Source organism: Pseudomonas sp. SJZ074, assembly GCF_007828215.1.
Taxonomy (GTDB): Bacteria; Pseudomonadota; Gammaproteobacteria; order Pseudomonadales; family Pseudomonadaceae; genus Aquipseudomonas.
The window spans coordinates 20,447-45,388 of record NZ_VIUE01000032.1; the positions used below are offsets into that span (position 1 = coordinate 20,447).

A 24,942-nucleotide genomic window follows, 5' to 3' on the forward strand; every position below is an offset into this window, starting at 1 on the left:
CCTATTGCCTTCATGGATGATGCTCCAGTTATTCTTTTTAGCCACAGTTCAGTAGCCGGCTCGCGGGCAACTTGAACGGTCGGTAGTCTGGCAAGTTACAGGGCAGGCTTTCAACACAAGCCCGACCTTTTGTTCAGACTGGGCGAGGCCCTTGGAAGCGCCTCGCACAGAGCCTAGCACTTAGCCTTGCAACGCACTGAGGGTCAGGTCCAGGCACTGCCGTGCCTTGGACACCAGTTCATCCACCTCGGCCTTGCTGATCACCAGCGGCGGCGCAATGATCATGGTGTCGCCCACGGCACGCATGATCAGTCCGTTGTCGAAGCAGAACTGCCGGCAGATCATGCCCACACCCTTGCCTTCGTAGCGCTGGCGCGTGGCTTTGTCCCGGACCAGTTCGATTGCCCCCAGCAGCCCGACACCGCGCACCTCACCCACCAGCGGGTGGTCGTTCAGTTCCCTCAGGCGTTTCTGCAAATAGGGTGCCGTTTCGCTGTGGACCCGCTCGATAATCTTTTCTTCACGCAGGATACGGATGTTTTCCAGGGCCACCGCCGCCGCCACCGGGTGGCCGGAGTAGGTGAAGCCGTGGTTGAAGTCGCCGCCTTCGTTGAGCACCGCGACCACGTCGTCACGCACGATCAGGCCGCCCATGGGGATGTAACCGGAGGTCAGCCCCTTGGCGATGGTCATCAGGTGCGGCTTCAAACCGTAGAAGTCGGTACCGAACCACTCACCGGTGCGACCAAAACCGCAGATCACTTCGTCGGCCACGAACAGGATGTCGTACTTGGCGAGGATCTCCTTCATACGTGGCCAGTAGCTGTCCGGCGGCACGATCACCCCGCCCGCGCCCTGGATCGGTTCGGCAATGAAGGCCCCGACGTTGTCCACGCCGATCTCCAGGATCTTCTCTTCCAGTTGATTGGCCGCCCATACACCGAACTCCTCGGGGCTCATGTTGCCGCCTTCGCCGTACCAGTAAGGCTGGGCGATGTGGACGATTCCCGGGATCGGCAGGTCGCCCTGCTCGTGCATATAAGTCATGCCGCCCAGGCTCGCGCCGGCCACGGTGGAACCGTGATAACCGTTCTTGCGGCTGATGATGACTTTCTTGTTCGGCTGGCCCTTGATCGCCCAGTAGTGGCGGACCATGCGCAGCATGGTGTCGTTGCCTTCGGAGCCGGAGCCGGTGAAAAACACATGGTTCATGCCTTCAGGGGCGATGTCGGCGATGGCCTTGGACAACTCCAGCGCCGGCGGGTGGGCGGTCTGGAAGAACAGGTTGTAGTACGGCAACTCGCGCATCTGCTGGCTGGCGGCGTCGGCCAGCTCATCGCGGCCGTAGCCGACGGCCACGCACCACAGGCCAGCCATGCCATCGAGAATCTTGTTGCCTTCACTGTCCCAGAGATAGACGCCCTTGGCGCGGGTAATGATGCGCGGGCCTTTCTCTTTGAGTTGCTTGAAATCGCTGAACGGGGCCAGATGATGATCGCTGCTCAGGGCCTGCCATTCACGGGTTTGCGGGTTGTTGCGGGTCATGCGAATTCTCCTTTATATCGGTGGGGGCGAGGCTGCCGGAGGCAACCTCACCCGGCGCCTCAGACGGCAAAGAGCAGGAATTCCCGCTCCCACGAACTGATGACGCGCTTGAAGTTTTCATGCTCGGCCCGCTTGACTGCGACGTAGCCCGTGATGAATTTCTTGCCCAGGTACTTCTCGATGGTGCTGCTGTTTTCCATGCGCTCCAAGGCGTCTTCGATGGTCAGCGGCAGGCGCAGGTTGCGCCGTTCGTAGCCACGACCCACCACCGGCGCACTGGGGTTGATGCCCTCGACCATGCCGATGAAGCCGCACAACAGGCTGGCGGCAATCGCCAGGTACGGGTTGGCGTCGGCGCCCGGCAAGCGGTTTTCCACCCGACGGTTCTGCGGCCCGGCATCCGGCACCCGCAGGCCGACAGTACGGTTCTCTTCGCCCCACTCCACGTTCACCGGTGCCGAGGTGTCCGGCAGGAAGCGGCGGAACGAGTTGACGTTGGGGGCGAACAGCGGCAGCAGCTCGGGAATGAATTTCTGCAGGCCACCGATGTGGTGCAGGAACAGCTCGCTCATCGTCCCGTCTTCATTGGAGAAAACGTTCTTGCCGGTCTCCTTGTCAATGATGCTCTGGTGCAGGTGCATCGCACTGCCGGGCTCGCCGGTCATGGGCTTGGCCATGAAGGTCGCGGCGACGTTGTGCTTGAGCGCCGCCTCGCGCATGGTGCGCTTGAACACCAGGATCTGGTCGGCGAGGGACAGCGCATCGCCGTGACGGAAATTGATTTCCATCTGCGCCGTACCGTCTTCGTGAATCAGGGTATCGAGGTCCAGCTCCTGCAATTCGCACCAGTCGTAGACGTCTTCGAACAAAGGATCGAATTCGTTGGCCGCCTCGATGGAGAATGACTGGCGTCCGGTTTCCGGGCGACCGGAACGGCCTACGGGCGGTTGCAGCGGGAAATCAGGGTCGTCGCTGCGCTTGGTCAGGTAGAACTCCATTTCCGGCGCGACGATCGGTTGCCAACCCTTGTCGGCATAGAGCTTGAGCACCTTCTTGAGCACGTTGCGCGGCGACAGCTCGATGGGGTTGCCCTGCTTGTCGTAGGAGTCGTGGATCACCTGGGCGGTGGGCTCGATGGCCCAGGGCACGAGGAACACTGCGTTTTCGTCCGGGCGGCACATCATGTCGATGTCGGCAGGGTCGAGCAGTTCGTAATAGATGTCGTCTTCGACATAGTCGCCCGTAACGGTCTGGAGCAGGACGCTCTCGGGCAGGCGCATGCCTTTTTCGGCAATGAACTTGTTGGTCGGCGAGATCTTGCCCCGGGTGATGCCGGTCAGGTCGCCAATCATGCATTCGACTTCTGTGATCTTATGGTTTTTCAACCAATCGGTGAGCTGGTCGAGGTTGTTACTCATAAATGCCTCTAGGCGTGAGTTTCCTGGCTGCTTTCAGTAGCCAGGCGTTGTTTGACGCATCGGCGTCGCGTTGTGTTGCCCTTGCCCGACAATCGGCCGGAAAAAGGTTCTAAAGTTGAAGGAGAGCCGCGAAAGAGAGATTCGTCCAGGGCGTCCAGAATATTGGACGACGATGACGACTGATCCGCCGGGAGAGACATCAGCATGGGCAAGCGCCTGGCGGCCCTCATCGTGGCCGGGGAGCGGGTGTCATCAGTGATGCGATGAGCGTTGCGACAAGCATGCCAACCGATCTGCTGGAACCGTTGGTGAGGCCGTTGGTACGGCAGGCGAGACATGAAGCACCCCGGTATTATTGCTGTTATGGGTTTGAATCGAGCTTAGCCTTGTTCATTTTTTTACACAACACCCCCGTAAAAAATACAACACGGCCCGCTCAAGCTTGCGGGCGGCAAGTCCCTCAAAGGGAAAAAAACGCCCCAAACTGCCTCAAAAAAGCCCCCCAGGTGCTTTTTTAGGGCAAAAAAGGCCCTGCTTGACTTCGGCATGCCGTTCGGGTTGACTGGCTTTCGAAGAGATCAATGATTGATATTTTTAACAACAAAGGTGTTGCATCATGTCGGTACCCCCGCGTGCCGTTCAGCTTAACGAAGCGAACGCGTTCCTTAAGGAACATCCTGAGGTTCTGTACGTTGACCTTCTGATTGCGGATATGAATGGTGTGGTGCGCGGCAAGCGCATCGAACGCACCAGCCTCCACAAGGTTTACGAGAAAGGCATCAACCTGCCGGCCTCCCTGTTTGCCCTGGATATCAATGGCTCGACGGTGGAAAGCACCGGCCTGGGCCTGGACATCGGCGACGCCGATCGGATCTGCTATCCAATCCCTGGCACCCTTTCCAACGAACCCTGGCAGAAGCGCCCTACCGCGCAACTGCTGATGACCATGCACGAACTGGAAGGCGAGCCTTTCTTCGCCGACCCTCGCGAAGTCCTGCGCCAGGTCGTGACCAAGTTCGACGAACTGGGCCTGACCATCTGCGCGGCATTCGAGCTGGAGTTCTACCTGATCGACCAGGAGAACGTGAACGGTCGTCCACAGCCGCCCCGCTCGCCGATCTCCGGTAAACGCCCGCACTCGACCCAGGTCTACCTGATCGACGACCTGGACGAATACGTCGACTGTCTCCAGGACATCCTGGAAGGCGCCAAGGAGCAAGGCATTCCCGCCGACGCCATCGTCAAGGAAAGTGCCCCGGCGCAGTTCGAAGTGAACCTGCACCACGTGGCCGACCCGATCAAGGCTTGCGACTATGCGGTACTACTCAAGCGCCTGATCAAGAACATCGCCTACGACCATGAAATGGACACCACCTTCATGGCCAAGCCGTATCCCGGCCAGGCAGGCAATGGTCTGCACGTTCACATTTCGATTCTGGACAAGGATGGCAGGAATATCTTTGCCAGCGAGGATCCCGAGCAGAACGCCGCGCTGCGCCACGCGATCGGCGGTGTGCTCGAGACCCTGCCTGCGCAAATGGCGTTTCTCTGCCCGAACGTGAACTCTTACCGTCGTTTCGGCGCACAGTTCTATGTGCCGAACTCGCCGACCTGGGGCCTGGACAACCGTACCGTGGCCCTGCGCGTACCCACCGGTTCCGCCGATGCCGTACGCCTGGAGCACCGCGTGGCCGGCGCCGATGCCAACCCGTACCTGCTGATGGCCGCCGTACTGGCGGGCGTGCATCATGGCCTGGTCAACAAGATCGAGCCGGGCGCACCGGTGGAAGGCAACAGCTACGAGCAGAACGAGCAGAGCCTGCCGAACAACTTGCGCGATGCCCTGCGCGAGCTGGACGACAGCGAAGTCATGGCCAAGTACATCGATCCGAAGTACATCGATATCTTCGTGGCCTGCAAGGAAAGCGAGCTGGAGGAGTTCGAACACTCCATCTCCGATCTTGAGTACAACTGGTACCTGCATACCGTTTAAGCGGTTGCGGCAAGAGAACGCCGCAGGCCTTAGTGGGCTGCGGCGTTTTTTATGGCCGCCTTCGGCGGATCGCGAGCAGGCTCGCTCCCACAGAATATTGAGTGCCCCCAATTTTGTGGCCTCCCCGCAGATCCCATGTGGGAGCGAGCCTGCTCGCGATGGCGGCCGGGCAGACAACCTACCTCCCGGCTCGTACAATGCGCGCAATCCCGCAGGAGCCATCCATGACACGCACCGCCACGCCTCGCAAACCCCGCGCACGCAGCCAGGCCCGGATCGACTCGATCCTTGATGCCGCCCGCACGCTGCTGGCGGCCGAAGGCGTGGCCAGCCTGTCGATCTACAGCGTGGCCGAGCGCGCCGAGATCCCGCCCTCCTCCGTGTATCACTTTTTCGCCAGCGTGCCTGCGCTGCTCGAAGCGCTCACCGCCGACGTCCACGCCGCCTTCCGCGCCTGCCTCCAGGCACCGATCGATCATGACGCGCTGCATCATTGGCACGACCTGTCACGACTGGTGGAACAACGCATGCTGACGATCTACGACCAGGACGCCGCCGCACGCCAGTTGATTCTGGCCCAGCATGGCCTGACCGAAGTCACCCAGGCCGACCGCCAGCACGATCTTGAGCTCAGTGACTTGATGCACAAAGTCTTCGCCCGACATTTCGAACTGCCGCCACTGCCCACCGACGTCGACGTCTTCGCCCTCGCAATGGAGCTCGGCGACCGGGTCTATGCCCGCTCGGTGCAACAACACGGCCAAATCACCCCACGCCTGGCCGAAGAAGGCATGCGGGTGTTCGATGCCTACCTGGGGTTGTACCTGCCGCCGTATTTGCCCAAGCGCGAAGCGGTCTGATCCTCAGCCTTTCATACGTATAGCGCCCATCGCGCTTAGAGCGAGGTCCAGTTCAGCGCCATCCAGGTGGCGACCGTAATGGGCGCCAAGCTCACCTTCCCAACCCATTACTTCGTCCAAGAGGCTGGCTGCCTGCTCAGGCATCAAAGCAAAGTGCATACAGTGGCTGAGCAGATTTTCCCGGGTGATGACTCGTCCGTGCCGACCGACCGCCATCGAAAGATAAGGCGGCGAAGAACCATCGAGTCCTGGCACTACGTCGTACATCGGCGCCAACCGCCATCGCCCTTTGAGCCAAAGGATTGCATGATTTTTTGGGTGATCATCGTCATTGCCAACCAAAGCGTTAAAACACATGCGCTTGAATAGTTCACGCAGGTCGTCATCCGGTACTCCGCGTCGCTTCATTTCATTGGCAAGGCCAGCATAAACCCAGGCGCTTCGATCATTGGATTGCCAATCGGCATCCAGCAATGTCAGCCCACTCAACATCGGTATACGGCGTCCGGCTTCGGCGATCGGAAAACGGTCGAATCGTTTGACCAGCAATGTCGAGGGTGTACCGGCGTATAACGCAGTTTTCGCGACATTCAGCCCCTTGAGCGCCGCAAACGTCATGCAGGCATGCTCCATGGCCGGAACATCACAGGTGTCATAGCGATCCCGGGGTTTGGCCAGGATGAACACACCCTCATCCTGCAACGTTCGCTTCGGTCTTGCGCCCCCCAGAGAGGAGCGTTGCTTACGCAGTTGGAGGGTCCTGATCGCCTCATCATCTAGCTGGTTATCGAAGATGGCATCCGTCGCCTCGATAAATGCAGCGAGGCCTTTCAAGGAAGGCAACGCCTCCTGGCCGACACCATGGGGTGGATGACGAGTTGCGCCAGCCATCAGGTTGCCCGCGCGATCGTTGTTCGGCGACTTGAGTAAATACTCGACCGGGTTTAGATCCGTTCGATGAAGGTCCCGCAAAACGCGTTCCCCCCAACCATCAGGCATTGCATCGTTGATGAAACCGGGTACGCCACGGTTAGTGGTGATGCCAGCAAAGGGCTGGGCACGAAGTGGATAACGGATCGGGTCGGGTACCCAGGTATGGCCGGCGACATAGTCGGGGTCGTAAATAAACTCTCCCTGACCATTGTCGATGCTCAACCGGCCCAGTGTATGAACCTCTCCAGTTTCGGGATTTTCCACATAGATGTATGCCCTGGGCATCAGAAGTCCCCTTTGGCACCGGCCAGCCGCACGCGGGCTTTGCGGGGTGCTTGAACGGACGCAAGGGATGAAGCTTCGATCTGCTGGCGGCTCTGAAACACTTCCTGAGTCAACCCCAATTGCCACAGCACTAGCATGAATGAGCGCAGTTCCACGGACGGGTCACCGGCCTCGATCTTGCGTACCGTCCTTTCCGAAATGGTCAGTGACGCGGCGAGATCTTTCTGTCGCTGTCGATTTTGCAGGCGTCGGCTTTTCACCAGCGCCCCAATGGCGTGAAGGCTGTCGGCACACTCGATGGGGAAAAACTCGTTCATAAACGGCGCTCAAAAGCTGCTAAGGCATTCTAAAGCGAACTATAGCACCGCTTAAATTCAATAAACGTTAAAAATTTTCAGGATTAGCATCCTTATAAGTCTCTTTAAACCTTATAAAACGCTTTTAAATGCCGCTGAAGGACGTTCCCACGCTCTGCGTGGGAACGAGCCCCAAAAGGCCAACGCCATTCGGGGCATCGGCTGGAGCAGCGCTCACAACTTGGCGATCGACACCTCCGTGGATTTGACGAAAGCGATTACTTCGCTGCCGATCGCCAGTTCCAGCTCCTTGACCGAACGGGTGGTGATGACCGAAGTGACGATGCCGGAGGCGGTCTGAACGTCGATTTCCGACAGTACGTCACCTTCGACGATTTCCTTGATGATGCCTTTGAACTGGTTGCGCACGTTGATGGCTTTGATGGTCATACGATTTCTCCTGGGTCGAAATGAGCTGCGAGCTGCAAGCTGCAAGTAAAAGCACGCGCCTCTTCTTGTAGCTTGCCGCTTGAAGCTGCTTTATTGCGCCCAGCGCAATTGCGTGGGCAAGGGTGAAACAGGTTCGGGTTCCGGCGGTTGGCCAGGTAGGGACAGCACGCGGTTGAGGACTTCGGTCTCCAGGGTCGCCAGGCGATGGGAACCGCGAATCCGCGGGCGTGGCAGATCGATGGGCAGGTCGAGACCGATCCGGCCGTCTTCGATCAGGATCACCCGGTCGGCGATGGCCACCGCTTCGCTGACGTCGTGGGTGACCAGCAGCACGGTAAAGCCGTGTTGCTGCCACAGGCGTTCGATCAGTTGCTGCATTTCAATACGGGTCAGGGCGTCGAGCGCGCCCAAGGGTTCGTCGAGCAACAACAGGCGCGGCCGATGAATCAACGCGCGGGCCAGGGCCACCCGCTGTTTCTGGCCGCCGGACAACGCCGCCGGCCACTCATCGGCGCGGTCGGCCAGGCCTACGGCGTCCAGCGCCTGCAATGCCTGGGCTCGCCAGTTGCCTTTGAGCCCCAGGCCGACGTTGTCGATGATTTTCTTCCAGGGCAACAGGCGCGCCTCCTGGAACATCAGGCGGGTGTCCTGTTGCGCGGCGTTCAAAGGCGCGGAGCCTGCCAGCAATTGACCATCCGAGGGTTGATCGAGACCAGCCAGCAAGCGCAGCAAGGTGCTTTTGCCGCAACCGCTACGACCGACCACGGCCACGAACTGTCCGGCCGGGATGTGCAGGTCGATATCCCGCAACACCTGGCGTGAACCGAAGGTTTTCTGCAGTTTGCGCACCGCCAGCGGAATGCCTTGCAGCAGGCGCGGGGGTTGTTGGGCGGTCATGCGACACCTCCCTTGTTGACCTGATACGCCGGATGCCAGCGCAGCCACACCCGCTCAAGTCCACGAGCGGCAAGGTCGGCCAGCTTGCCAAGCACGGCGTACAGCAGAATCGCCAGCACCACCACGTCGGTCTGTAGGAACTCCCGGGCATTCATCGCCAGGTAGCCAATGCCGGAGCTGGCGGAGATGGTTTCCGCAACGATCAGCGTCAACCACATGAAACCCAGCGCAAACCGTACCCCCACCAGGATCGAAGGCAACGCGCCCGGCAGGATCACCTGGCGAAACAGGCTGAAGCCGGACAAACCGTAACTGCGGGACATTTCCACCAGCGTCGGATCGACATTGCGGATGCCGTGGTAAGTGTTGAGGTAGATCGGAAACAGCGTGCCAAGCGCCACCAGGAAAATCTTCGCCGACTCATCGATGCCGAACCACAGGATCACCAGCGGAATCAATGCCAGGTGCGGCACGTTGCGCACCATCTGCACCGAACTGTCCAGCAGACGCTCGCCCCATTTCGACAGACCGGTGATGAAGCCCAGCACCAACCCGATACTCCCGCCGAGCAGAAAACCGACCGTTGCCCGCCACCCGCTGATTGCCAGGTGGGTCCAGATTTCACCGCTGCGCACCAGATTGACCCCGGCCTCGATCACGGCCACCGGGGCGGGCAGGATCCGCGTGGACAACCAGCCCGCCGAAACCGCCAGTTGCCACACCGCCAGCAACAGTAGCGGCAGTGCCCAGGGTGTCAGGTTGTGGATAAATTTCTTCATGGCCGCCTCAGCTCTGGGATGCGGCTTTGGGGAGAATGTCATTGGCGACCATCTCCCCGAATGGGCTGACATAGCCCTGGCCCTTCGGCAGCTCCGGGCGCTCAACGTCCAGGTGCGGGAACAACAGCTCCGCCACGCGGTACGACTCTTCGAGATGTGGATAACCGGAAAAAATAAAGGTGTCGATCCCCAGTTCGGCGTACTCCTTGACCCGCGCAGCCACCGTCGGGCCATCGCCCACCAGCGCCGTACCGGCACCACCACGCACCAGTCCGACACCGGCCCAGAGGTTGGGGCTGACTTCCAGCTTGTCACGCCGCCCCCCATGCAACGCGGCCATGCGTTGCTGGCCCACCGAATCGAAGCGCGCCAGGGAAGCCTGGGCGCGGGCGATGGTGTCGTCGTCCAGGTGGGAGATCAGCCGATTGGCGGCTTGCCAGGCTTCGGCATTGGTTTCACGCACGATCACATGTAAACGTATGCCGAAACGCACGGTACGGCCGAGCTTCGCGGCTTTGGCACGCACCTGTCGGATTTTTTCCGCCACGGCGGCGGGCGGCTCGCCCCAGGTCAGCACCATCTCCACCTGCTCGGCAGCGAGGTCCTGGGCCGCCTCAGACGAACCGCCGAAATACAGCGGCGGACGCGGTTGCTGGATGGGCGGATAGAGCAGCTTGGCCCCCTTCACACTAATGTGTTCGCCGTCGTAGTCGACGGTCTCGCCTTCCAGCACACGACGCCAGATGCGTGTGAATTCCACCGAAGCCTGATAACGCGCCTCATGATCCAGGAACAGGCCATCACCGGCCAGCTCTTCCGGATCACCACCGGTCACCAGGTTGAACAGTGCTCGGCCGCCGGACAACCGGTCCAGGGTCGCCGCCTGACGCGCCGCTACCGTCGGGGAAATGATCCCGGGACGCAGGGCAACGAGGAATTTCAAACGCTGGGTTACCGGAATCAACGATGCGGCCACCAGCCAGGAGTCCTCGCAGGAGCGTCCGGTGGGAATCAACACGCCGCCGAAACCCAGCCGATCCGCCGCCTGGGCAATCTGTTGCAGGTAACCGTGATCAACGGCACGGGCGCCTTCGACGGTGCCCAGATAATGGCCGTCGCCGTGAGTAGGCAGGAACCAGAAAATATTGAGGCTCATGGAGTGGTCTCCTAAGGAAATCGGATTACTGCGCGTTCGCAACGGCCGCCGGCGGCGTCCAGATCACGTCCCGGATGCTCAGGGGCTTGGGAATCAGCTTGAGTTGGTAGAAGGTGTCGGCAATCTTCTGCTGTGCCGCGACCACTTCCGGCGTGAGGAACAGGGCCCCGAACCCCTGGCGCTTCATCGACGTCAGGGTGATCGGCTCAGGCAGGCCGAGCAGTGGCGACACTTGTCGGGTCACGTCTTCGGGGTTGGCCTTGGACCATTCCCCCACCGCGCGAACTTCCTCCACCAGGGCGCTGATGACCTGGGGATTTTTCTGCGCATAGGTTCGGGTAGCGAGGTAGAACTGGTGGTTGTCGACGATACCTTTGCCATCGCGCAGGGTGCGCGCCTGCAGTTGTTGTTCGGCGGCAGCCTGGTATGGATCCCAGATCACCCAGGCGTCGACACTGCCCCGCTCGAACGCGGCACGGGCGTCGGCCGGCGGCAGGAATACGGTCTGGACCTCGTTATATGCGAGGCCGGCATCCTCCAGCGCTCGCACCAACAGGTAATGGACATTGGAGCCTTTGTTCAGCGCGACTTTCTTGCCCTTGAGGTCCTGTACCGACTGGATCGGCGAGTCCTTGGGCACCAGGATGGCCTCACTGTTAGGGGCCGGCGGTTCGTAGGCGACGTAGAGCAGATCGGCCCCGGCCGCCTGGGCGAACACCGGTGGGGTTTCTCCCGTGACACCAAAATCGATGGAGCCGACGTTCAGGCCTTCAAGCAATTGCGGGCCGCCCGGGAACTCGGTCCATTGCACGTCCACGCCTTGGGCGGCGAGGCGTTTTTCCAGCGTACCCTTGGCCTTGAGCAGGACCAGGGTGCCATATTTCTGATAACCGATCCGCAAGGTCTCGGCTTGAGCCTGGGTAATGACGCCGAAGGACACAGCCGCAGCAAACAGAGCGACCAGCCCGCGACGCAAAATGACAGAGCGCATGGCGCTTCTCCTTTTTGCTGTGGGGTTTGGCTGCACCCGCTGGGCCGTTGGCGGCTGAGTAAGGTGAGTTGAATCAGGGTATATCGGGGTTCAAATGCTCCAGCGAGCACTCAACAGGCGTTCGTTCAATAGGCTTGGCTCCAACGGCTTTGGGCGACGGGCCATGGCGCTGTAAAACTGTTCCAGCGCCTCATCCAGCCGTTGCTCCAGTGCCGGCACCAACTGTGCTTGGGCGCTGCCTTCGCCATAGGCGATCTGGCTGTCTTCGGCAAAGATTCCCTGGAGCAATTCCTGAGCCTTGAGCGCTGACAGCACCGGCTTGAGGGCATAATCCACCGCCAGCATGTGGGCAATACTGCCGCCAGTCGCCATGGGCAGCACCACCTTATGGCTCAAGGCCCGCTCGGGCAGCAGATCCAACACGGTCTTCAACGCGCCGGAAAAAGATGCCTTGTAGACAGGTGTGGCGATCAGCAGCCCGTCGGCATTCTCGATCTGTTGGAGCAGATCGATGATCTTCGGGCTGTCGAAGCGGGCATGGAGCAGATCTTCGGCCGGAAAATCGCGCACCCGATAGCTCACCACTTCCACACCGTGCTGTTGCAACCAGCGCTGCGAGCGCTCCAGCAGTACCCCGGAGCGGGAACGCTGGCTGGGACTGCCACCGAGTGAGACGACCAACATACCTGCCATTCCTTTAACGTTCTGTGCGATTCGCTGTGGGCGATCTCGCTGGATGGGTCAAACCATAGCAGCGCCTTCATATATCCATAAATCATATTTATTCATTTAGTTATTCAATATAGAAATATGCGATCAACTTTCTTCAAGGCATGAAAAAAGGCCGTCGAAACGGCCGGAATCCCTTTGGACACGGCTTCCCTTTGTGGGAGTGGGCTTGCTCGCGAAGGCGGTGTATCGGACGACATTGGTTAACCTGAAACGCCGCCTTCGCGAGCAAGCCCGCTCCCACAGAAAAGAGTATTTTGGCTGACCTTGCGTCAGCGATTGGGCTGTGGAGTCAGGCGCAAGTACGGCTTCACTGCGCGATAACCCCTGGGGAAACGCTGCTTGAGCTCTTCCTCATCCTTGAGCGATGGCACGATCACCACTTCATCACCGTCCTGCCAGTTGGCGGGCGTGGCGACCTTGTGGTTGTCGGTCAGTTGCAAGGAGTCGATCACCCGCAGGATTTCGTTGAAATTGCGTCCGGTGCTGGCCGGATAGGTAATGGTGAGGCGAATCTTCTTGTTCGGGTCGATCACGAACAGTGAACGCACGGTCAATGTGTCGCTGGCATTGGGGTGGACCAGGTCGTACAGGTCCGACACCTTGCGATCGGCGTCAGCCAGAATCGGGAAGTTGACGACGGTATTCTGGGTTTCGTTGATGTCCTCGATCCATTTGTGGTGCGAGTCCACCGGATCGACCGAGAGGGCAATGGCCTTGACGCCGCGCTTGGCGAATTCATCCTTGAGCTTGGCGGTGAGGCCCAGCTCAGTGGTGCAGACCGGCGTAAAGTCCGCCGGGTGAGAAAACAGCACGCCCCAGCTATTGCCGAGCCACTCGTGGAAGCGGATTCTGCCGGCGCTGGATTCCTGTTCGAAGTCGGGGGCGATGTCGCCCAGTCTGAGGCTCATGATGTGGCTCCTGGATGAGATCTTGTGGAGCCTGACTGTGCCTCGGTTCCGGCGGTTTTAAAAAGAATGAATATCGATCTCGCTAGATTTTTTGTGAATATAAAAAACTGTTCACTGGCCTGGACGTACTTAGGGGTCCAGGATTCTCGACGAGGTTTCGAGAAGGCCTCGAGTTGCTGTAAAGAGGAGAAGTTCGAGGAGGGCTACAGGGGTGGGCCTGACTCGAAACGTAAAGCCCCGCCCGGCGTTATCGGGCGGGGCTTTTTTGTTTTGTATTCACATTATGGAAATTATTGCCGCGATTTCAGGACGAACGGCTAGGATAGGCAGCCTGAACACTCAAGCCTTGCTGACGTATCTGCAAAGCCATCTGCCTGATTTATTGGCAGTGTACCTGTTCGGCAGCCATGCACAGGACCCGGAAAACGCAAAAGCCCCGTCCGGCGTGTGCCGGACGGGGCTTTTTTTCGGCTCTACGTCTTACATGAAGTTGTAAGTGTAGTTGAAGATCAGACGGGTCTGATCCTGGCTGTCGCCCACACCGCTGCTGCGGTAGGTACCCTGACGCAGGGTAGTGCCGAAGCCTTTCAATGCGCCTTGCTGGATCACGTAATCCACACGCATGTCGCGTTCCCACTCGGAGTAATCGCTTCCACCAGAGGCGGTTTTGACATCGTCGCCACGCAGGTAGGAAATCGATGCTTTCAGACCCGGAACGCCAGCCGAGGCGAAGTCATACGAGTACTGGCCGAACGTGGTGTTTTCACCGGCGCGGACAAAACCGTTGATCATGCTGTCGGTGAACAGGTAGAAGCTCGCACCGCCGGCCCCTTCAGGACGACCGTTGCTGTTAACCACGTTGCCCTGGTTCAGGTAGACGAAGCCGCCGTCATCACCGACTTGTTGGTGACCCAACAGGAAGGCGCTACCACCCAGGGTGTAGGTGAACATGGCGCTCCAGGTCTTGTTATCGACCTCGCCAGCGTGCTTGGCGTAGCCACCGTTGTTGTTGAAGCGGTAGCCGGCGTCGCCGTTACGGCCATCCGAACTGCTGTCGAAGTAACGCAGGTCAGTCTTGAACGATTGGCCTTCGCTGATCGGGAAAACGTGTACGGCACCCAGGAAGTGCTGTTTGTAGTAATCCTGCAGGTTGGCGTAGTAGTACTGCAGGGTCAGGTCTTTGGTGACCTTCCAGTCAGCACCGCCAAAACGGAACTGGTTGCTGTCCTCGGTGCCGCCCGCTACTGCCAGGCCAGTGCTGTTGCTCGATGCACGACCTGTGGCGTGTTCCAACTGACCAGCGTTGAAAGTGACATTGTCGATTTCCTTGGAGGTGATGGTGCCACCTTCAAAGGTCTGCGGCAGCAGACGGCTGTCGTTGGCGACCAGGATTGGCAGGTTCGGTGCCAATGCACCACCTACGTGAGCCTCGGTCTTGGAGAACAGCGCCTTGACGTTGCCCGACAAACGGCTCCAGTCATGTACCGCCGCACCATCGGTATCGCTTGGCATATAGGAACCGTTGTTACGGCCCCTGCCTCCATCGAGACGAATACCCACCAGCGCCTGGGCATCGATACCGAAACCCACGACACCTTGCGTGAAGCCAGACTTGTAGTCGAATTTGAGGCCGGTGCCTGTTTCGCGCAGGTCCTCGCTGCCCGTTTCATGGTTATCGTTATTGAAGTAAAGCGTACGAGAACTGACCGACGCCTTGCTGTCTTCGATAAAACCGGCGGCGCCTGCCTGCTGCGCCAGAACCCCAACGGCCACAGCCAGGGCCAAGGTGGACTTGTTCATGCTTCGCTCCTCTCGTTTTCTAATTCTTGTGTTTCTTTGGTTCCGGATCGAACGTCCGGAATCCGCTGATGCGCGATTAGCGCCAGACCGTGACCGACAAGTCAATCGTAACCATTTATGACTACGACCAAGGTCTAACCCCACGACACCGGGCGGAAGAATAATGGATTATTTATAATTCCAAAAAGAATTGTTTCATAAGTTTTCAGTCGATTTGGACATATGGGTGCCATCACGCTTTTTCACGGCAGACCTGACATATCGGCCAGCCTGGGAATTTACTGAATGGGTATTTTTATGCACTTTTTCAGGGCAAAAAATTTAGACATCGGGGCTCGTCGTACAAGCCTCGATCTCTCTACCTCAATGCGTCCGGAGCAGCATAGACCATAATCGTGAAGGTTTTGAGACAGACACTTCATTGTCTGAAATCAAAAAGAGTGCGCCCCATTGCACAGCAATGGGGCGCACAGGATTACCGGAACCTACAGGGCTTTCTCGAAGATCTTCGAGTTACGCTGATAGTTGTACAACGACGCCCGGGCAGCCGGCAGACGTTCAACGCTGCTGGGCTCGAAGCCGCGCTCGCGGAACCAGTGGGCGGTACGGGTGGTGAGCACGAACAGGGTTTTGAGCCCTTTGGCGCGGGCACGGGTCTCGATCCGCTCCAGCAGCTCGTCACCCCGGCCACCGTGGCGGTATTCCGGGTTCACCGCCAGGCAGGCCAGCTCCCCGGCGTCCGAATCGGCAATCTGGTACAGCGCCGCGCAAGCGATGATCATGCCCTCGCGCTCGACCACGCTGAATTGCTCGATTTCCCGCTCCAGCACTTCGCGGGAGCGACGCACCAGGATGCCCTGCTCTTCCAGCGGGCTGATCAGGTCCAGCAAGCCACCGACGTCTTCGATGGCCGCTTCGCGTACCACTTCGAATTGTTCCTGGGCGACCAAAGTACCGCTGCCATCCCGGGTGAACAGCTCGGCCAGCAGCGCACCATCTTCGGCGTAGCTGACAATATGACTGCGAGCCACGCCGCCCCGGCAAGCCTGGGCGGCAGCATCCAACAGTTCGGCCTGATAGTCGCTGCCCAGACGCTGCATATGGGCCGGCACCTGCTGTGGGCGCAACTCGCGCACCAGACGCCCGTCCTCGCCGATCAAGCCCTGCTCGGCACCGAACAGCAGCAGTTTGTCGGCCGCCAGGTCGATGGCGGCCCGGGTGGCGACATCCTCACAGGCGAGGTTGAAGATTTCTCCGGTTGGCGAATAGCCCAACGGTGACAGGAGGACAATGGAGCGCTCGTCCAGCAAGCGGTTGATACCCTTGCGGTCGACCCGGCGCACTTCGCCGGTGTGGTGATAGTCCACGCCTTCCAGCACGCCGATAGGCCTTGCGGTAACCAGGTTGCCGCTCGCAACCCGCAACCGCGAGCCCTGCATCGGTGAGGAAGCCATGTCCATCGACAGGCGCGCCTCGATGGCAATGCGCAACTGGCCAACCGCATCGATCACGCATTCCAGGGTCGCGGCATCGGTGATGCGCATGCCGTGGTGATAATGCGGGGTCAGCCCTCGTGCGGCGAGACGGGTTTCGATCTGCGGGCGTGAACCATGGACCAGCACCAGCCGCACACCGAGACTGTGCAGCAGCACCAGGTCATGGACGATGTTGCCGAAATTTGGGTGTTCCACCCCGTCGCCGGGCAGCATGACGATGAAGGTGCAGTCGCGGTGGGCATTGATATAGGGCGAAGCGTGACGAAGCCAATTGACGTATTCGGGCATGAACCTGGACCTGTAATAAATAACAGCCGAAAAAAGACGAAACGGAACGCACAGCAGGCTGATGGTTATCGTCGGAACAGGCTTGGCGACACGCGCGCTCTCCTCTTGAACATGGGCCCGGATAAGGGCGATCTAGTAGCCGGCGGTGGCCGGTGTCAGGCAATAGTGTTCGATCAACTGCCGTAACAATTGCACGGTAGGTTGCAGACGTGACATTTCAAGGTGCTCGCCCGGCTGGTGGGCGCAGGCGATATCGCCAGGGCCCAGTACCAGGGTTTCGCAACCAAGGCGCTGAAGATAAGGCGCTTCGGTGCCGAATGCCACTGCTTCGGCACGGTGGCCGGTGAGTCGCTCGGCCACGCGGACCAGTTCGGCGTCCTCCGGCTGCTCGAATGGCGGTACCTCGGGGAACAGCGGCGCATAGTCGATCCTGACCTTGTGCCGCTCGGCGATGGGGTTGAGCTTCTGCTGGATCGCCGCCCGCAACACCTGCGGATCCATGCCCGGCAAGGGACGCAGGTCGAACTCCATGGAGCATTGGCCGCAGATCCGGTTGGGATTGTCGCCACCGTGGATGCAACCGAAGTTCAGGGTCGGTTGCGGCACCGTGAACTGAGGGTTGCGGAACTCACGCTGCCATTGCAGGCGCAGGCCGCGCAGTTCGCCCATGGCGTCGTGCATGGCTTCGAGCGCGCTGTGGCCCAGGCTGGGGTCCGAGGAATGGCCGCTGCGCCCGAGAATGTCGATGCGTTCCATCATCACGCCTTTGTGCAGGCGAATCGGCCGCAGGCCGGTCGGCTCACCGATGACGGCAGCGCGCCCCAAGGGACGTCCGGCCTCGGCCAGCGCACGGGCACCGGCCATGGAGCTTTCCTCGTCGCAAGTGGCGAGGATCAGCAACGGCTGCTTGAACGGCTGGTCCAGCAGTGGCTTGAGCGCTTCGATGGCCAGGGCGAAAAAGCCTTTCATGTCGCAACTGCCCAGCCCGACCCAGCGCCCATCGACTTCGGTGAGCTTCAGCGGATCGGTCTGCCACAGTGCACCGTCGAACGGCACCGTGTCGCTGTGCCCGGCCAGCACCAGGCCACCGGGGCCGCTGCCGAAGCTCGCCAGCAGGTTGAATTTGCCGGGGCTGACCTGCTGGATATCACAGGAAAACCCGAGGTCGCCAAGCCAGCCCGCCAGCAGTTCGATCACGGTGCTGTTGGACTGGTCCAGCGCAGGCTGCGTGCAACTGACCGAAGGCGCGGCGATCAGGGCAGCGAACTGATCTTTCATGGACGGCAAAGGCATCGCTGGCTCCGGACTCACAAATTGACAACCATCATAGAACCATCCGGTGCTGGTGTCCTGTATCACAAATACTGCTCTTTTCTAACGGTGTCTGTTGCCGTCATGCTGCGTTACCGCTCCTCGCCATAGCAGGCTATGACTCGTCGCGGCGCCTTGCCTGACGACAACAACCTCTCGTCAAAAAAGGAGCGTATTTGCGAAACAGGACACCAGGAATAAACCGCCGCGGCGCGTAGGACGGAGGACTCCTGTACACTGCACGGCCTTGGCAGCCACACCTTCCCCCGGCTGCGCACCCGATCCCTGGATTTTCCGGCCATGCAGAAAGAAACCGAAATCAAACTCCGCGTCAGCCGCGAGACCCTGGCAGCCTTGCGCGAGCATCCGCTGCTGAAAAAACGCAACAAAGGCGGCTGGGAACGCCGAGAGCTGATGAACCAGTATTTCGACACGCCCGAGCGTGACCTGGCCCGGGCCAAGGTCGCCCTGCGCCTGCGCCGCGATGGCGAAGAGGTGATCCAGACCCTCAAGACCCGTGGCCAGAGCATCGCCGGCCTGTCCGAGCGCAACGAATATGACTGGCACCTGCCCAAAGCCAAGCTCGACCTGAAGAAACTCGACGGTGAATGCTGGCCCGAGGCCTTGGCCGAACTGGACAAGAAAACCCTCAAGGCCATCTTCACCACCGATTTCGTCCGCGAGCGCGCCGAAATCGCCTGGGGCCGTGGCAAAAGCAAAGTGGTCATCGAAGCCGCGCTGGACCTGGGCCATGTCGTGGTCGGCAAGCAGAGAGAAGAAATCTGCGAGCTGGAGCTGGAGCTGCGCGAAGGCGAACCCGCCGCGCTGCTGGAACTGGCCGCCGAACTGGCCGCGACCCTGCCCTTGATGCCCTGCGATATCAGCAAGGCCGAACGTGGCTACCGCCTGCACGATGCAAGCAGCTACGCCCTGAGCCTGCCCACCCCGCAATTGACCGCCGAGATGCCACTGGACGACGCCTTCGCCGCGCTGAGCTGGCATTTGCTGGCGAGCAGCCAGCGCCTGGCCGAACAATATCGCTTCAATGGCCATTGGCGCCTGCTGTTGGATTGGGTGGAAAACCTCGCCGAACTGCGGGCCTTGCTCAGCAGCCTCGGCCAGGCGGCACCGCGTCAATCGACCCACGACTTGCGCGCTGCCTTGGACGCCCTGCTGGAAGACTGGCGTCCACTGGTCCAGGCCGGCCTGGACGACGAAGATGTGCGCAAGGCCGCTCCGGAGCAGTTTCTTGAAGAACTGCAGGACCCACGCTGGGGTCTGTTTTCCCTGAACGCTTCGCGCTGGCTGCTGGCTCGCAGCTGGACGACCGAGCGCAACACCCGCGGCAACCGCCAGGGCGCGGCGCAACTCAATAGTTGGCTGCCACGGCTGCTGGGCGAGGAAGCCTCATCCCTGCAGTTACAACGCTACCAGCAGCAACCGGAAGACCTGGCCGAACAGCTGCCGCGCATCGAGCGCATCCAGGTCTGGCTGCACCATGCCCGTGCGGTGCTGGATATTCCGGAGATGGACCGTCTCTATGGCGAGCTGAACAAACTGGCACAACTGGCCAACGAGCCCATTACCGACGAAGCCCTGGATGCGCGCAAGCATCAGGCAATTGCGGTGTACCAGAATCGGGCCTGGAAGATGTTGTTGCGTCTGTAATGCCGCCATCGCGAGCCGGTTCGCTCCCACATCTTGATCGGGTTGGTCGCACATCCTGCGACACCCAAAATCCAGTGTGGGAGCGGGCTTGCTCGCGAAGAGGCCGGCACAGAATCAGCGCACCACCGGCAAACTCGTCGTGGACTTGATCTCTGAAAGCGCCACGATCGAGTTCACTTCCTGTATCCCCGGCACCAGTGACAGCCTCTCGAAAAAGAATCGCTCATAGGCCTCGATGTCTGCCGTAACGATGCGCAGCAGGAAATCCACCGACCCCATCAGCACATAACATTCCAGGACTTCGGGAAAACCGCGAATCGCCTCGGTGAATTCGGTGAAGTTCGAACGACCGTGGGCGTTGAGTTTGATTTCGGCGAAGATCTGCGTATTGAGTCCGATTTTCTTGCGATCGAGCAACGTCACCTGACCGCGAATGATCCCCTCCTCCTTCATCCGCTGGATCCGTCGCCAGCACGGCGACTGGGACAGACCGACCTGTTCGGCGATCTGTGCGCTGGACAACGAAGCGTCCTCTTGAAGCAACGCCAGTATCCTGCGGTCGTAGCCATCCAGTTCGCTATGCATAAATAAACCCGAAAATCATCAAGTAAAGAATCAAATTATTCGCCTTGGCAGCTGATACGTGCATCTTAGAGAAGAAATTCCCGCTCGTGCATGTAAACATTTCTCTCTATTCAAGGAGACCGTCCATGCCCTCATTCGAAGCCGTCGCCCCGCGCGCCGATGTCTGGCATACCGCCAACGCCCATTGCCGCGTGCAATACCGGTTACTGGCCGAAGCCGAAGCCGATCTGCTCTGCCGGGCCCTTAACCTGTTCGCCCTGCAGGGCCTGATGCCAGAGCAGGTCCACGTCGAACGCCACAATGAGCTGCTGACGATGGAGATCCTTATCGAAGGGCTGAGCTGGCACCGTGCCCAGGTGCTTGCGGAAAAGTTACGCAACCTGATCAGCGTGTGCTCGGTGGATCTGCAACGCCCCGATATTGCGTGGTCTGCGCCGATCCAGGCGACGGCTTGAGGGGTAGCAGGCAAGAATTCGAAACGCATTGGTCGGGTAGTGGCCCAACGGTTCATAAGGTCGAGACTATTCTTTTGCAGACCGACTCGGGGCGCGCAAGCGTCTGTATCGCGGCTTTGCTGCAATTGTCCAATAGGAAACCCGCATGTCCACCAAACACGCCACTCAGGACCGCTGGCTGGACCTCAATGAGCTGCTGCGTCAACTGGTCGCCCAAGGCTTCATCAGCCAGGACTCGGCCGAAACCGCGCTCAATGCCCGGCGACGCCACAACACCAACAGCCAGTTGCATCCGCTGGAGTTCATCGCCAACCAGCATCTGGATGACCTCAGCCGTCCCGGCAAGCGCCTGGACCTGGAGAGCCTGACGCTGTGGTTGTCCCAGCAGGCGGGCCAACCGTACATGCGCATCGACCCGCTGAAGATCAACGTCGCGGCCGTTACGCCACTCATGTCCTACGCCTTCGCCCAGCGCCACAAGATCCTGGCGGTGGCAGTCGATCACGATGCCGTCACCGTCGCCAGCGCCCAACCGTACGTCAGCAGCTGGGAGTCGGACCTGACCCATGTGCTCAAGCTGCCGATCAAGCGGGTGGTCGCCAACCCCGTGGACATCCAGCGCCTGAGCGTGGAGTTCTATCGCCTCGCCAAATCGGTCAGTGGCGCCACCACGACCGAACAGCAACCGAGCAACCTCAGCAACTTCGAACAGCTGCTCAACCTCGGCGCCAGCGACCAGGAGCCGGACGCCAACGACGCGCATATCGTCAACATCGTCGACTGGCTGTTCCAGTACGCCTTCCAGCAACGCGCCAGTGATATCCACATCGAGCCTCGTCGCGAGCAGGGCACCGTGCGGTTTCGCATCGACGGGGTACTGCACACCGTCTATCAGTTCCCGCCCCAGGTGACGATGGCGATCATCAGCCGCCTGAAGAACCTGGGACGGATGAACGTCGCGGAAAAACGCAAGCCCCAGGACGGCCGGGTCAAGACCAAGACCCCGGACGGCAACGAAGTGGAGTTGCGCCTGTCGACATTGCCCACGGCGTTCGGCGAGAAAATGGTCATGCGGATCTTCGATCCCGAAGTCCTGCTCAAGGATTTCGACCAGTTGGGTTTCTCCACCGACGACCTGCGTCGCTGGCAGGACATGACGCGCCAGCCCAACGGCATCATCCTGGTGACCGGCCCTACCGGCTCCGGCAAGACCACCACCCTCTACACCACCCTCAAGAAACTGGCGACGCCGGAGGTGAACCTCTGCACCATCGAGGACCCGATCGAGATGGTCGAGTCGTCCTTCAACCAGATGCAGGTACAGCACAACATCGACCTGAGTTTCGCCGCAGGCGTGCGCGCGCTCATGCGACAGGACCCGGACATCATCATGATCGGCGAAATCCGTGACCTGGAAACCGCCGAGATGGCGATCCAGGCGGCGCTCACCGGACACCTTGTACTCTCGACGCTGCATACCAACGATGCACCGAGCGCCATCAGTCGCCTGCTTGAGCTCGGCGTGCCCCACTATCTGATCAAGGCCACAGTCCTCGGGATCATGGCCCAGCGCCTGGTGCGCACGCTGTGTCCTCACTGCAAGGCGCCCCTGGCCCTGGACGAAGAGGACTGGCAGACCTTGACCCGGCCCTGGCAGGCCCCATTGCCGAGCAACGCCCAACAAGCCGTCGGTTGCCTGGAATGTCGTGATACCGGTTACCGTGGCCGCGCCGGGGTGTACGAAATTCTCCAGCTGAGTGACAGCATCAAGGGGTTGATCCATGCCGACACCGACCTGCTGGCAGTACGCCGCCAGGCCTTCAAGGAAGGCATGCGCAGCTTGCGCCTGTCCGGCGCACAGAAAATCGCCGCCGGGCTGACCACTGTAGAGGAAGTGTTGCGGGTAACACCGCAAAGCGAGCACAAGTGAGCCCGATGACGCGTGGGCAACAGGTCACGGAACTGAATACAGGCGCAGGTAATCCAAAGTCATAGTTAACCCAGTGGAGTCACCATCATGCGTCTCAAACTTGCTGTCGCTACCCTAGCCTTGCTGTCTCTTCCTGTTGGCTCGGCAATGGCCGACACGTTTTGGCGTAACGTCATCTCGTCCGGTGCAACCACCGGTTCCACCTATCTGACTTTCAAGGATCACAAACTGATCGTTGCCGCTCAGGACGACGCCGGCAGCTTTGTCGCCAGTGACGGCAACATCCGCGGCCCGTACCTGGAAGCCGCGATGCAGAAGGTCCGGGCCGATAACCCAGGCTTGCAGGCCACCGACATGGAACTGGCCAACGCGATCCTGGCGAAAAACGCGGTCGCCCAGGACTGATCCAATCCCATGAAAAATGCCGCTCAATGGAGCGGCATTTTTTTGCCTGGCAAATAACTTCCTGTGGGAGCGAGCCTGCTCGCGATACCGGTAGGTCAGCAATATTCATGCTGACTGACACGCCGCCATCGCGAGCAGGCTCGCTCCCACATCAGCTGTTCGTCACTCGCCGATGGTAGCCTTGTAGCTAGCCGCATCAAGCAACTTGCCGAGGTCAGCATCGGCACTGGAAGGCTTGAGCTTGAAGATCCAGGCGTTGTACGGCTCGGAGTTCAGCAGTTCCGGCGAACCGGTCAGCTCTTCGTTGACAGCGATCACTACGCCGTCGACTGGGGCATAGATATCCGAAGCAGCCTTTACCGACTCCACCACGCCCGCCACGTCAGAGGCTTTAAGATCCTTACCGATCTCCGGCAAATCGACAAATACCACGTCACCCAGCGCTTCCTGAGCATGATCGGAAATGCCCACGATGACGTTACCGTCAGCGTCCAACTTCGCCCACTCATGACTTTCGGCAAAACGCAGTTCGGCAGGGATATCACTCATATTCTGTGTCCTCAAGAGAAAGTGTCAGCGGCCAGCGGCCCGCCGTGAACGGTTAAATCAGGGTTTTACCATGGCGGACGAAGGTCGGTTTGACCACCCGTACCGGGTACCACTTACCACGAATTTCCACCTCGGCTCGGTCGGCGGTAGCCGTCGGAACACGCGCCAGGGCGATTGACTTGCTAAGCGTAGGAGAAAAACTGCCACTGGTGATCTCACCTTCGCCCACATCGGCGATACGAACCACCTGATGGGCGCGCAAGACGCCACGCTCTTCCAGCACCAGCCCAACCAGTTTGTGTTGCACGCCGCCCGCCAACTCGGCTTCCAGCGCACTGCGGCCGATGAATTGGCGGCTCGCCGGCTCCCAGGCGATGCTCCAGGCCATGTTCGAGGCCAACGGGGAAATATCCTGGTGGATATCCTGACCATAGAGGTTCATGCCGGCTTCCAAGCGCAAGGTATCGCGAGCACCAAGGCCAATGGGCGAAATGCCCGCCCCCACCAGATCATTGAAAAAGCTCGGCGCCTCGTGGGCGGGCAGGACAATCTCCAGGCCGTCCTCACCGGTGTAGCCCGTGCGCGCGATGAACCAGTCACCGTCGACACGGCCTTCGAAGGGCTTGAGCTGCTGGATCAACTGGCCGCGCGATTGCGAGACCAGCTCGGCAATCTTGTGCCGGGCCTGGGGCCCTTGGATGGCCAGCATCGCCAGTTCGGGACGTTCGCGCAGTTGCACCTCGTATTCCCCGAGCTGCGCCTGCATCCAGGTCAGATCCTGGTCCCGGGTGGAGGCGTTGAAGACCAGTCGGTAACCGTCGTCGACGCGGTAGACAATCATGTCGTCGACGATGCCGCCCTGCTCGTTGAGCATGGCGCTGTAGAGGGCACTTCCCGTGTCCTGCAAGCGATCGACGTCGTTGGCGAGCAAGTGCTGCAGCCAAGCCTTGGCCTGGGTACCGGCAACATCGATCACCGTCATGTGGGATACATCGAACACACCGCAATCGCGACGCACCTGATGGTGCTCCTCGACTTGCGAGCCGTAATGCAGAGGCATATCCCAACCGCCAAAATCGACCATCTTCGCGCCGAGGGCGAGATGAAGGTCATACAGAGGCGTACGCTGTCCCATGGGTTTCTCCTTCCGGGCTTGGCGAAGGTGCGGATGGACACTGCGTAGCGCGAGCGTCTGGAAAAAGGAGTTTTCTG

At 60.0% G+C, this 24,942-nt stretch carries 23 protein-coding genes and 1 pseudogene; 7 read left to right on the forward strand and 17 right to left on the reverse strand.

Going from position 1 to position 24,942, the window contains the following annotated elements; all coding sequences use genetic code 11:
- Positions 1 to 180 precede the first annotated feature (180 nt).
- Positions 181 to 1,545 (reverse strand): aspartate aminotransferase family protein, encoded by a 1,365-nt coding sequence (locus FBX99_RS24705; protein WP_144926622.1) that lies wholly within the window; start codon positions 1,543 to 1,545, stop codon positions 181 to 183.
- 59 nt (positions 1,546 to 1,604) lie between these two features.
- Positions 1,605 to 2,963 carry a glutamine synthetase family protein gene (locus tag FBX99_RS24710; protein WP_024780478.1) on the reverse strand — a complete coding sequence of 453 codons (1,359 nt, stop codon included), beginning with the start codon at positions 2,961 to 2,963 and terminating at the stop codon, positions 1,605 to 1,607.
- A 616-nt stretch (positions 2,964 to 3,579) separates the two neighbouring features.
- Between FBX99_RS24710 and FBX99_RS24715 the strand changes: the two genes are divergently transcribed.
- Together FBX99_RS24715 and FBX99_RS24720 are read left to right on the forward strand one after the other, a co-directional pair.
- Positions 3,580 to 4,956 carry a glutamine synthetase family protein gene (locus FBX99_RS24715; RefSeq protein WP_144926625.1) on the forward strand — a complete coding sequence of 459 codons (1,377 nt, stop codon included), beginning with the start codon at positions 3,580 to 3,582 and terminating at the stop codon, positions 4,954 to 4,956.
- Positions 4,957 to 5,180: 224 nt separating this feature from the next.
- Entirely contained in the window at positions 5,181 to 5,816 is a 636-nt protein-coding gene (locus tag FBX99_RS24720) for a TetR/AcrR family transcriptional regulator (RefSeq protein ID WP_144926628.1), read from the forward strand.
- Between the two features lie 3 nt (positions 5,817 to 5,819).
- Here FBX99_RS24720 and FBX99_RS24725 read toward each other — a convergent pair whose 3' ends face one another.
- From FBX99_RS24725 to FBX99_RS24765, 9 genes are all read right to left on the reverse strand, one after another.
- Positions 5,820 to 7,034: a type II toxin-antitoxin system HipA family toxin gene (locus tag FBX99_RS24725; protein WP_144926631.1), complete on the reverse strand. Its 1,215-nt coding sequence runs from the start codon at positions 7,032 to 7,034 to the stop codon at positions 5,820 to 5,822.
- A complete protein-coding gene (locus FBX99_RS24730; RefSeq protein ID WP_256662506.1) occupies positions 7,034 to 7,351 on the reverse strand; it encodes a transcriptional regulator in 318 nt (105 codons plus the stop codon). Before FBX99_RS24730 ends, FBX99_RS24725 begins: the two co-directional genes overlap by 1 nt.
- A gap of 213 nt (positions 7,352 to 7,564) precedes the next feature.
- Positions 7,565 to 7,780 carry a molybdopterin-binding protein gene (locus tag FBX99_RS24735; protein WP_024780485.1) on the reverse strand — a complete coding sequence of 72 codons (216 nt, stop codon included), beginning with the start codon at positions 7,778 to 7,780 and terminating at the stop codon, positions 7,565 to 7,567.
- Positions 7,781 to 7,870: 90 nt separating this feature from the next.
- Positions 7,871 to 8,677, reverse strand: a complete 807-nt coding sequence (ssuB, locus tag FBX99_RS24740) for an aliphatic sulfonates ABC transporter ATP-binding protein (protein WP_145133207.1) — start codon at positions 8,675 to 8,677, stop codon at positions 7,871 to 7,873.
- A complete protein-coding gene (gene ssuC / locus FBX99_RS24745) occupies positions 8,674 to 9,456 on the reverse strand; it encodes an aliphatic sulfonate ABC transporter permease SsuC (RefSeq protein WP_144926636.1) in 783 nt (260 codons plus the stop codon). The genes ssuB and ssuC overlap by 4 nt, the downstream gene beginning before the upstream one ends.
- A gap of 7 nt (positions 9,457 to 9,463) precedes the next feature.
- Entirely contained in the window at positions 9,464 to 10,612 is a 1,149-nt protein-coding gene (ssuD, locus tag FBX99_RS24750; RefSeq protein WP_144926639.1) for an FMNH2-dependent alkanesulfonate monooxygenase, read from the reverse strand.
- Positions 10,613 to 10,637: 25 nt separating this feature from the next.
- Positions 10,638 to 11,603, reverse strand: a complete 966-nt coding sequence (locus FBX99_RS24755) for a sulfonate ABC transporter substrate-binding protein (RefSeq protein WP_144926642.1) — start codon at positions 11,601 to 11,603, stop codon at positions 10,638 to 10,640.
- Positions 11,604 to 11,693: 90 nt separating this feature from the next.
- Positions 11,694 to 12,287: an NADPH-dependent FMN reductase gene (gene ssuE / locus FBX99_RS24760; protein ID WP_144926645.1), complete on the reverse strand. Its 594-nt coding sequence runs from the start codon at positions 12,285 to 12,287 to the stop codon at positions 11,694 to 11,696.
- A gap of 317 nt (positions 12,288 to 12,604) precedes the next feature.
- Complete coding sequence (locus FBX99_RS24765) at positions 12,605 to 13,243, reverse strand: peroxiredoxin (RefSeq protein ID WP_144926648.1); 639 nt, start codon at positions 13,241 to 13,243, stop codon at positions 12,605 to 12,607.
- Positions 13,244 to 13,574: 331 nt separating this feature from the next.
- On the opposite strand from FBX99_RS24765, the pseudogene FBX99_RS29400 reads away from it, so the two are divergent.
- A pseudogene (locus tag FBX99_RS29400) lies at positions 13,575 to 13,658 on the forward strand (nucleotidyltransferase domain-containing protein); the annotation flags it as partial.
- Positions 13,659 to 13,723: 65 nt separating this feature from the next.
- On the opposite strand, the gene FBX99_RS24775 reads toward FBX99_RS29400, so the two are convergent.
- The 3 genes from FBX99_RS24775 to argE all read right to left on the reverse strand — a co-directional run bounded on the left by FBX99_RS24775 (position 13,724) and on the right by argE (position 18,120).
- Positions 13,724 to 15,043: an OprD family porin gene (locus FBX99_RS24775; RefSeq protein WP_144926651.1), complete on the reverse strand. Its 1,320-nt coding sequence runs from the start codon at positions 15,041 to 15,043 to the stop codon at positions 13,724 to 13,726.
- A 485-nt stretch (positions 15,044 to 15,528) separates the two neighbouring features.
- The gene (gene argA, locus FBX99_RS24780; protein WP_041024457.1) at positions 15,529 to 16,827 is read right to left on the reverse strand and encodes an amino-acid N-acetyltransferase; all 1,299 of its coding nucleotides are present in this window, start codon (positions 16,825 to 16,827) and stop codon (positions 15,529 to 15,531) included.
- Positions 16,828 to 16,959: 132 nt separating this feature from the next.
- A complete protein-coding gene (gene argE / locus FBX99_RS24785; protein ID WP_145133209.1) occupies positions 16,960 to 18,120 on the reverse strand; it encodes an acetylornithine deacetylase in 1,161 nt (386 codons plus the stop codon).
- Between the two features lie 318 nt (positions 18,121 to 18,438).
- On the opposite strand from argE, the gene FBX99_RS24790 reads away from it, so the two are divergent.
- Entirely contained in the window at positions 18,439 to 19,806 is a 1,368-nt protein-coding gene (locus FBX99_RS24790; protein ID WP_145133211.1) for an inorganic triphosphatase, read from the forward strand.
- A 114-nt stretch (positions 19,807 to 19,920) separates the two neighbouring features.
- Here the strand turns inward: FBX99_RS24790 and FBX99_RS24795 are convergent, their stop codons facing one another.
- Positions 19,921 to 20,391 carry an Lrp/AsnC family transcriptional regulator gene (locus tag FBX99_RS24795; protein WP_144926659.1) on the reverse strand — a complete coding sequence of 157 codons (471 nt, stop codon included), beginning with the start codon at positions 20,389 to 20,391 and terminating at the stop codon, positions 19,921 to 19,923.
- 125 nt (positions 20,392 to 20,516) lie between these two features.
- Here FBX99_RS24795 and FBX99_RS24800 point away from each other — a divergent pair, with 125 nt between their 5' ends.
- The 3 genes from FBX99_RS24800 (at position 20,517) to FBX99_RS24810 (ending at position 23,181) form a co-directional block, all read left to right on the forward strand.
- Complete coding sequence (locus tag FBX99_RS24800; protein ID WP_144926662.1) at positions 20,517 to 20,846, forward strand: hypothetical protein; 330 nt, start codon at positions 20,517 to 20,519, stop codon at positions 20,844 to 20,846.
- 145 nt (positions 20,847 to 20,991) lie between these two features.
- The gene (locus FBX99_RS24805; RefSeq protein ID WP_144926665.1) at positions 20,992 to 22,776 is read left to right on the forward strand and encodes a GspE/PulE family protein; all 1,785 of its coding nucleotides are present in this window, start codon (positions 20,992 to 20,994) and stop codon (positions 22,774 to 22,776) included.
- 84 nt (positions 22,777 to 22,860) lie between these two features.
- Positions 22,861 to 23,181 carry a DUF2388 domain-containing protein gene (locus FBX99_RS24810; RefSeq protein ID WP_173668678.1) on the forward strand — a complete coding sequence of 107 codons (321 nt, stop codon included), beginning with the start codon at positions 22,861 to 22,863 and terminating at the stop codon, positions 23,179 to 23,181.
- 162 nt (positions 23,182 to 23,343) lie between these two features.
- Here FBX99_RS24810 and gcvH read toward each other — a convergent pair whose 3' ends face one another.
- Both gcvH and gcvT read right to left on the reverse strand, forming a co-directional pair.
- Positions 23,344 to 23,730 carry a glycine cleavage system protein GcvH gene (gene gcvH / locus FBX99_RS24815; protein ID WP_144926668.1) on the reverse strand — a complete coding sequence of 129 codons (387 nt, stop codon included), beginning with the start codon at positions 23,728 to 23,730 and terminating at the stop codon, positions 23,344 to 23,346.
- A 52-nt stretch (positions 23,731 to 23,782) separates the two neighbouring features.
- On the reverse strand, positions 23,783 to 24,865 hold the full coding sequence (gene gcvT / locus FBX99_RS24820; RefSeq protein ID WP_145133213.1) for a glycine cleavage system aminomethyltransferase GcvT: 1,083 nt from the start codon (positions 24,863 to 24,865) through the stop codon (positions 23,783 to 23,785).
- Positions 24,866 to 24,942 lie beyond the last annotated feature (77 nt).

Bases quoted from the DNA above. Each gene is read 5' to 3' on its own strand.
- FBX99_RS24705 (WP_144926622.1), bottom strand. From the start codon at position 1,545: ATGACCCGCAACAACCCGCAAACCCGTGAATGGCAGGCCCTGAGCAGC.
- FBX99_RS24710 (WP_024780478.1), bottom strand. From the start codon at position 2,963: ATGAGTAACAACCTCGACCAGCTCACCGATTGGTTGAAAAACCATAAG.
- FBX99_RS24715 (WP_144926625.1), top strand. From the start codon at position 3,580: ATGTCGGTACCCCCGCGTGCCGTTCAGCTTAACGAAGCGAACGCGTTC.
- FBX99_RS24720 (WP_144926628.1), top strand. From the start codon at position 5,181: ATGACACGCACCGCCACGCCTCGCAAACCCCGCGCACGCAGCCAGGCC.
- FBX99_RS24725 (WP_144926631.1), bottom strand. From the start codon at position 7,034: ATGCCCAGGGCATACATCTATGTGGAAAATCCCGAAACTGGAGAGGTT.
- FBX99_RS24730 (WP_256662506.1), bottom strand. From the start codon at position 7,351: ATGAACGAGTTTTTCCCCATCGAGTGTGCCGACAGCCTTCACGCCATT.
- FBX99_RS24735 (WP_024780485.1), bottom strand. From the start codon at position 7,780: ATGACCATCAAAGCCATCAACGTGCGCAACCAGTTCAAAGGCATCATC.
- ssuB (WP_145133207.1), bottom strand. From the start codon at position 8,677: ATGACCGCCCAACAACCCCCGCGCCTGCTGCAAGGCATTCCGCTGGCG.
- ssuC (WP_144926636.1), bottom strand. From the start codon at position 9,456: ATGAAGAAATTTATCCACAACCTGACACCCTGGGCACTGCCGCTACTG.
- ssuD (WP_144926639.1), bottom strand. From the start codon at position 10,612: ATGAGCCTCAATATTTTCTGGTTCCTGCCTACTCACGGCGACGGCCAT.
- FBX99_RS24755 (WP_144926642.1), bottom strand. From the start codon at position 11,603: ATGCGCTCTGTCATTTTGCGTCGCGGGCTGGTCGCTCTGTTTGCTGCG.
- ssuE (WP_144926645.1), bottom strand. From the start codon at position 12,287: ATGTTGGTCGTCTCACTCGGTGGCAGTCCCAGCCAGCGTTCCCGCTCC.
- FBX99_RS24765 (WP_144926648.1), bottom strand. From the start codon at position 13,243: ATGAGCCTCAGACTGGGCGACATCGCCCCCGACTTCGAACAGGAATCC.
- FBX99_RS24775 (WP_144926651.1), bottom strand. From the start codon at position 15,043: ATGAACAAGTCCACCTTGGCCCTGGCTGTGGCCGTTGGGGTTCTGGCG.
- argA (WP_041024457.1), bottom strand. From the start codon at position 16,827: ATGCCCGAATACGTCAATTGGCTTCGTCACGCTTCGCCCTATATCAAT.
- argE (WP_145133209.1), bottom strand. From the start codon at position 18,120: ATGCCTTTGCCGTCCATGAAAGATCAGTTCGCTGCCCTGATCGCCGCG.
- FBX99_RS24790 (WP_145133211.1), top strand. From the start codon at position 18,439: ATGCAGAAAGAAACCGAAATCAAACTCCGCGTCAGCCGCGAGACCCTG.
- FBX99_RS24795 (WP_144926659.1), bottom strand. From the start codon at position 20,391: ATGCATAGCGAACTGGATGGCTACGACCGCAGGATACTGGCGTTGCTT.
- FBX99_RS24800 (WP_144926662.1), top strand. From the start codon at position 20,517: ATGCCCTCATTCGAAGCCGTCGCCCCGCGCGCCGATGTCTGGCATACC.
- FBX99_RS24805 (WP_144926665.1), top strand. From the start codon at position 20,992: ATGTCCACCAAACACGCCACTCAGGACCGCTGGCTGGACCTCAATGAG.
- gcvH (WP_144926668.1), bottom strand. From the start codon at position 23,730: ATGAGTGATATCCCTGCCGAACTGCGTTTTGCCGAAAGTCATGAGTGG.
- gcvT (WP_145133213.1), bottom strand. From the start codon at position 24,865: ATGGGACAGCGTACGCCTCTGTATGACCTTCATCTCGCCCTCGGCGCG.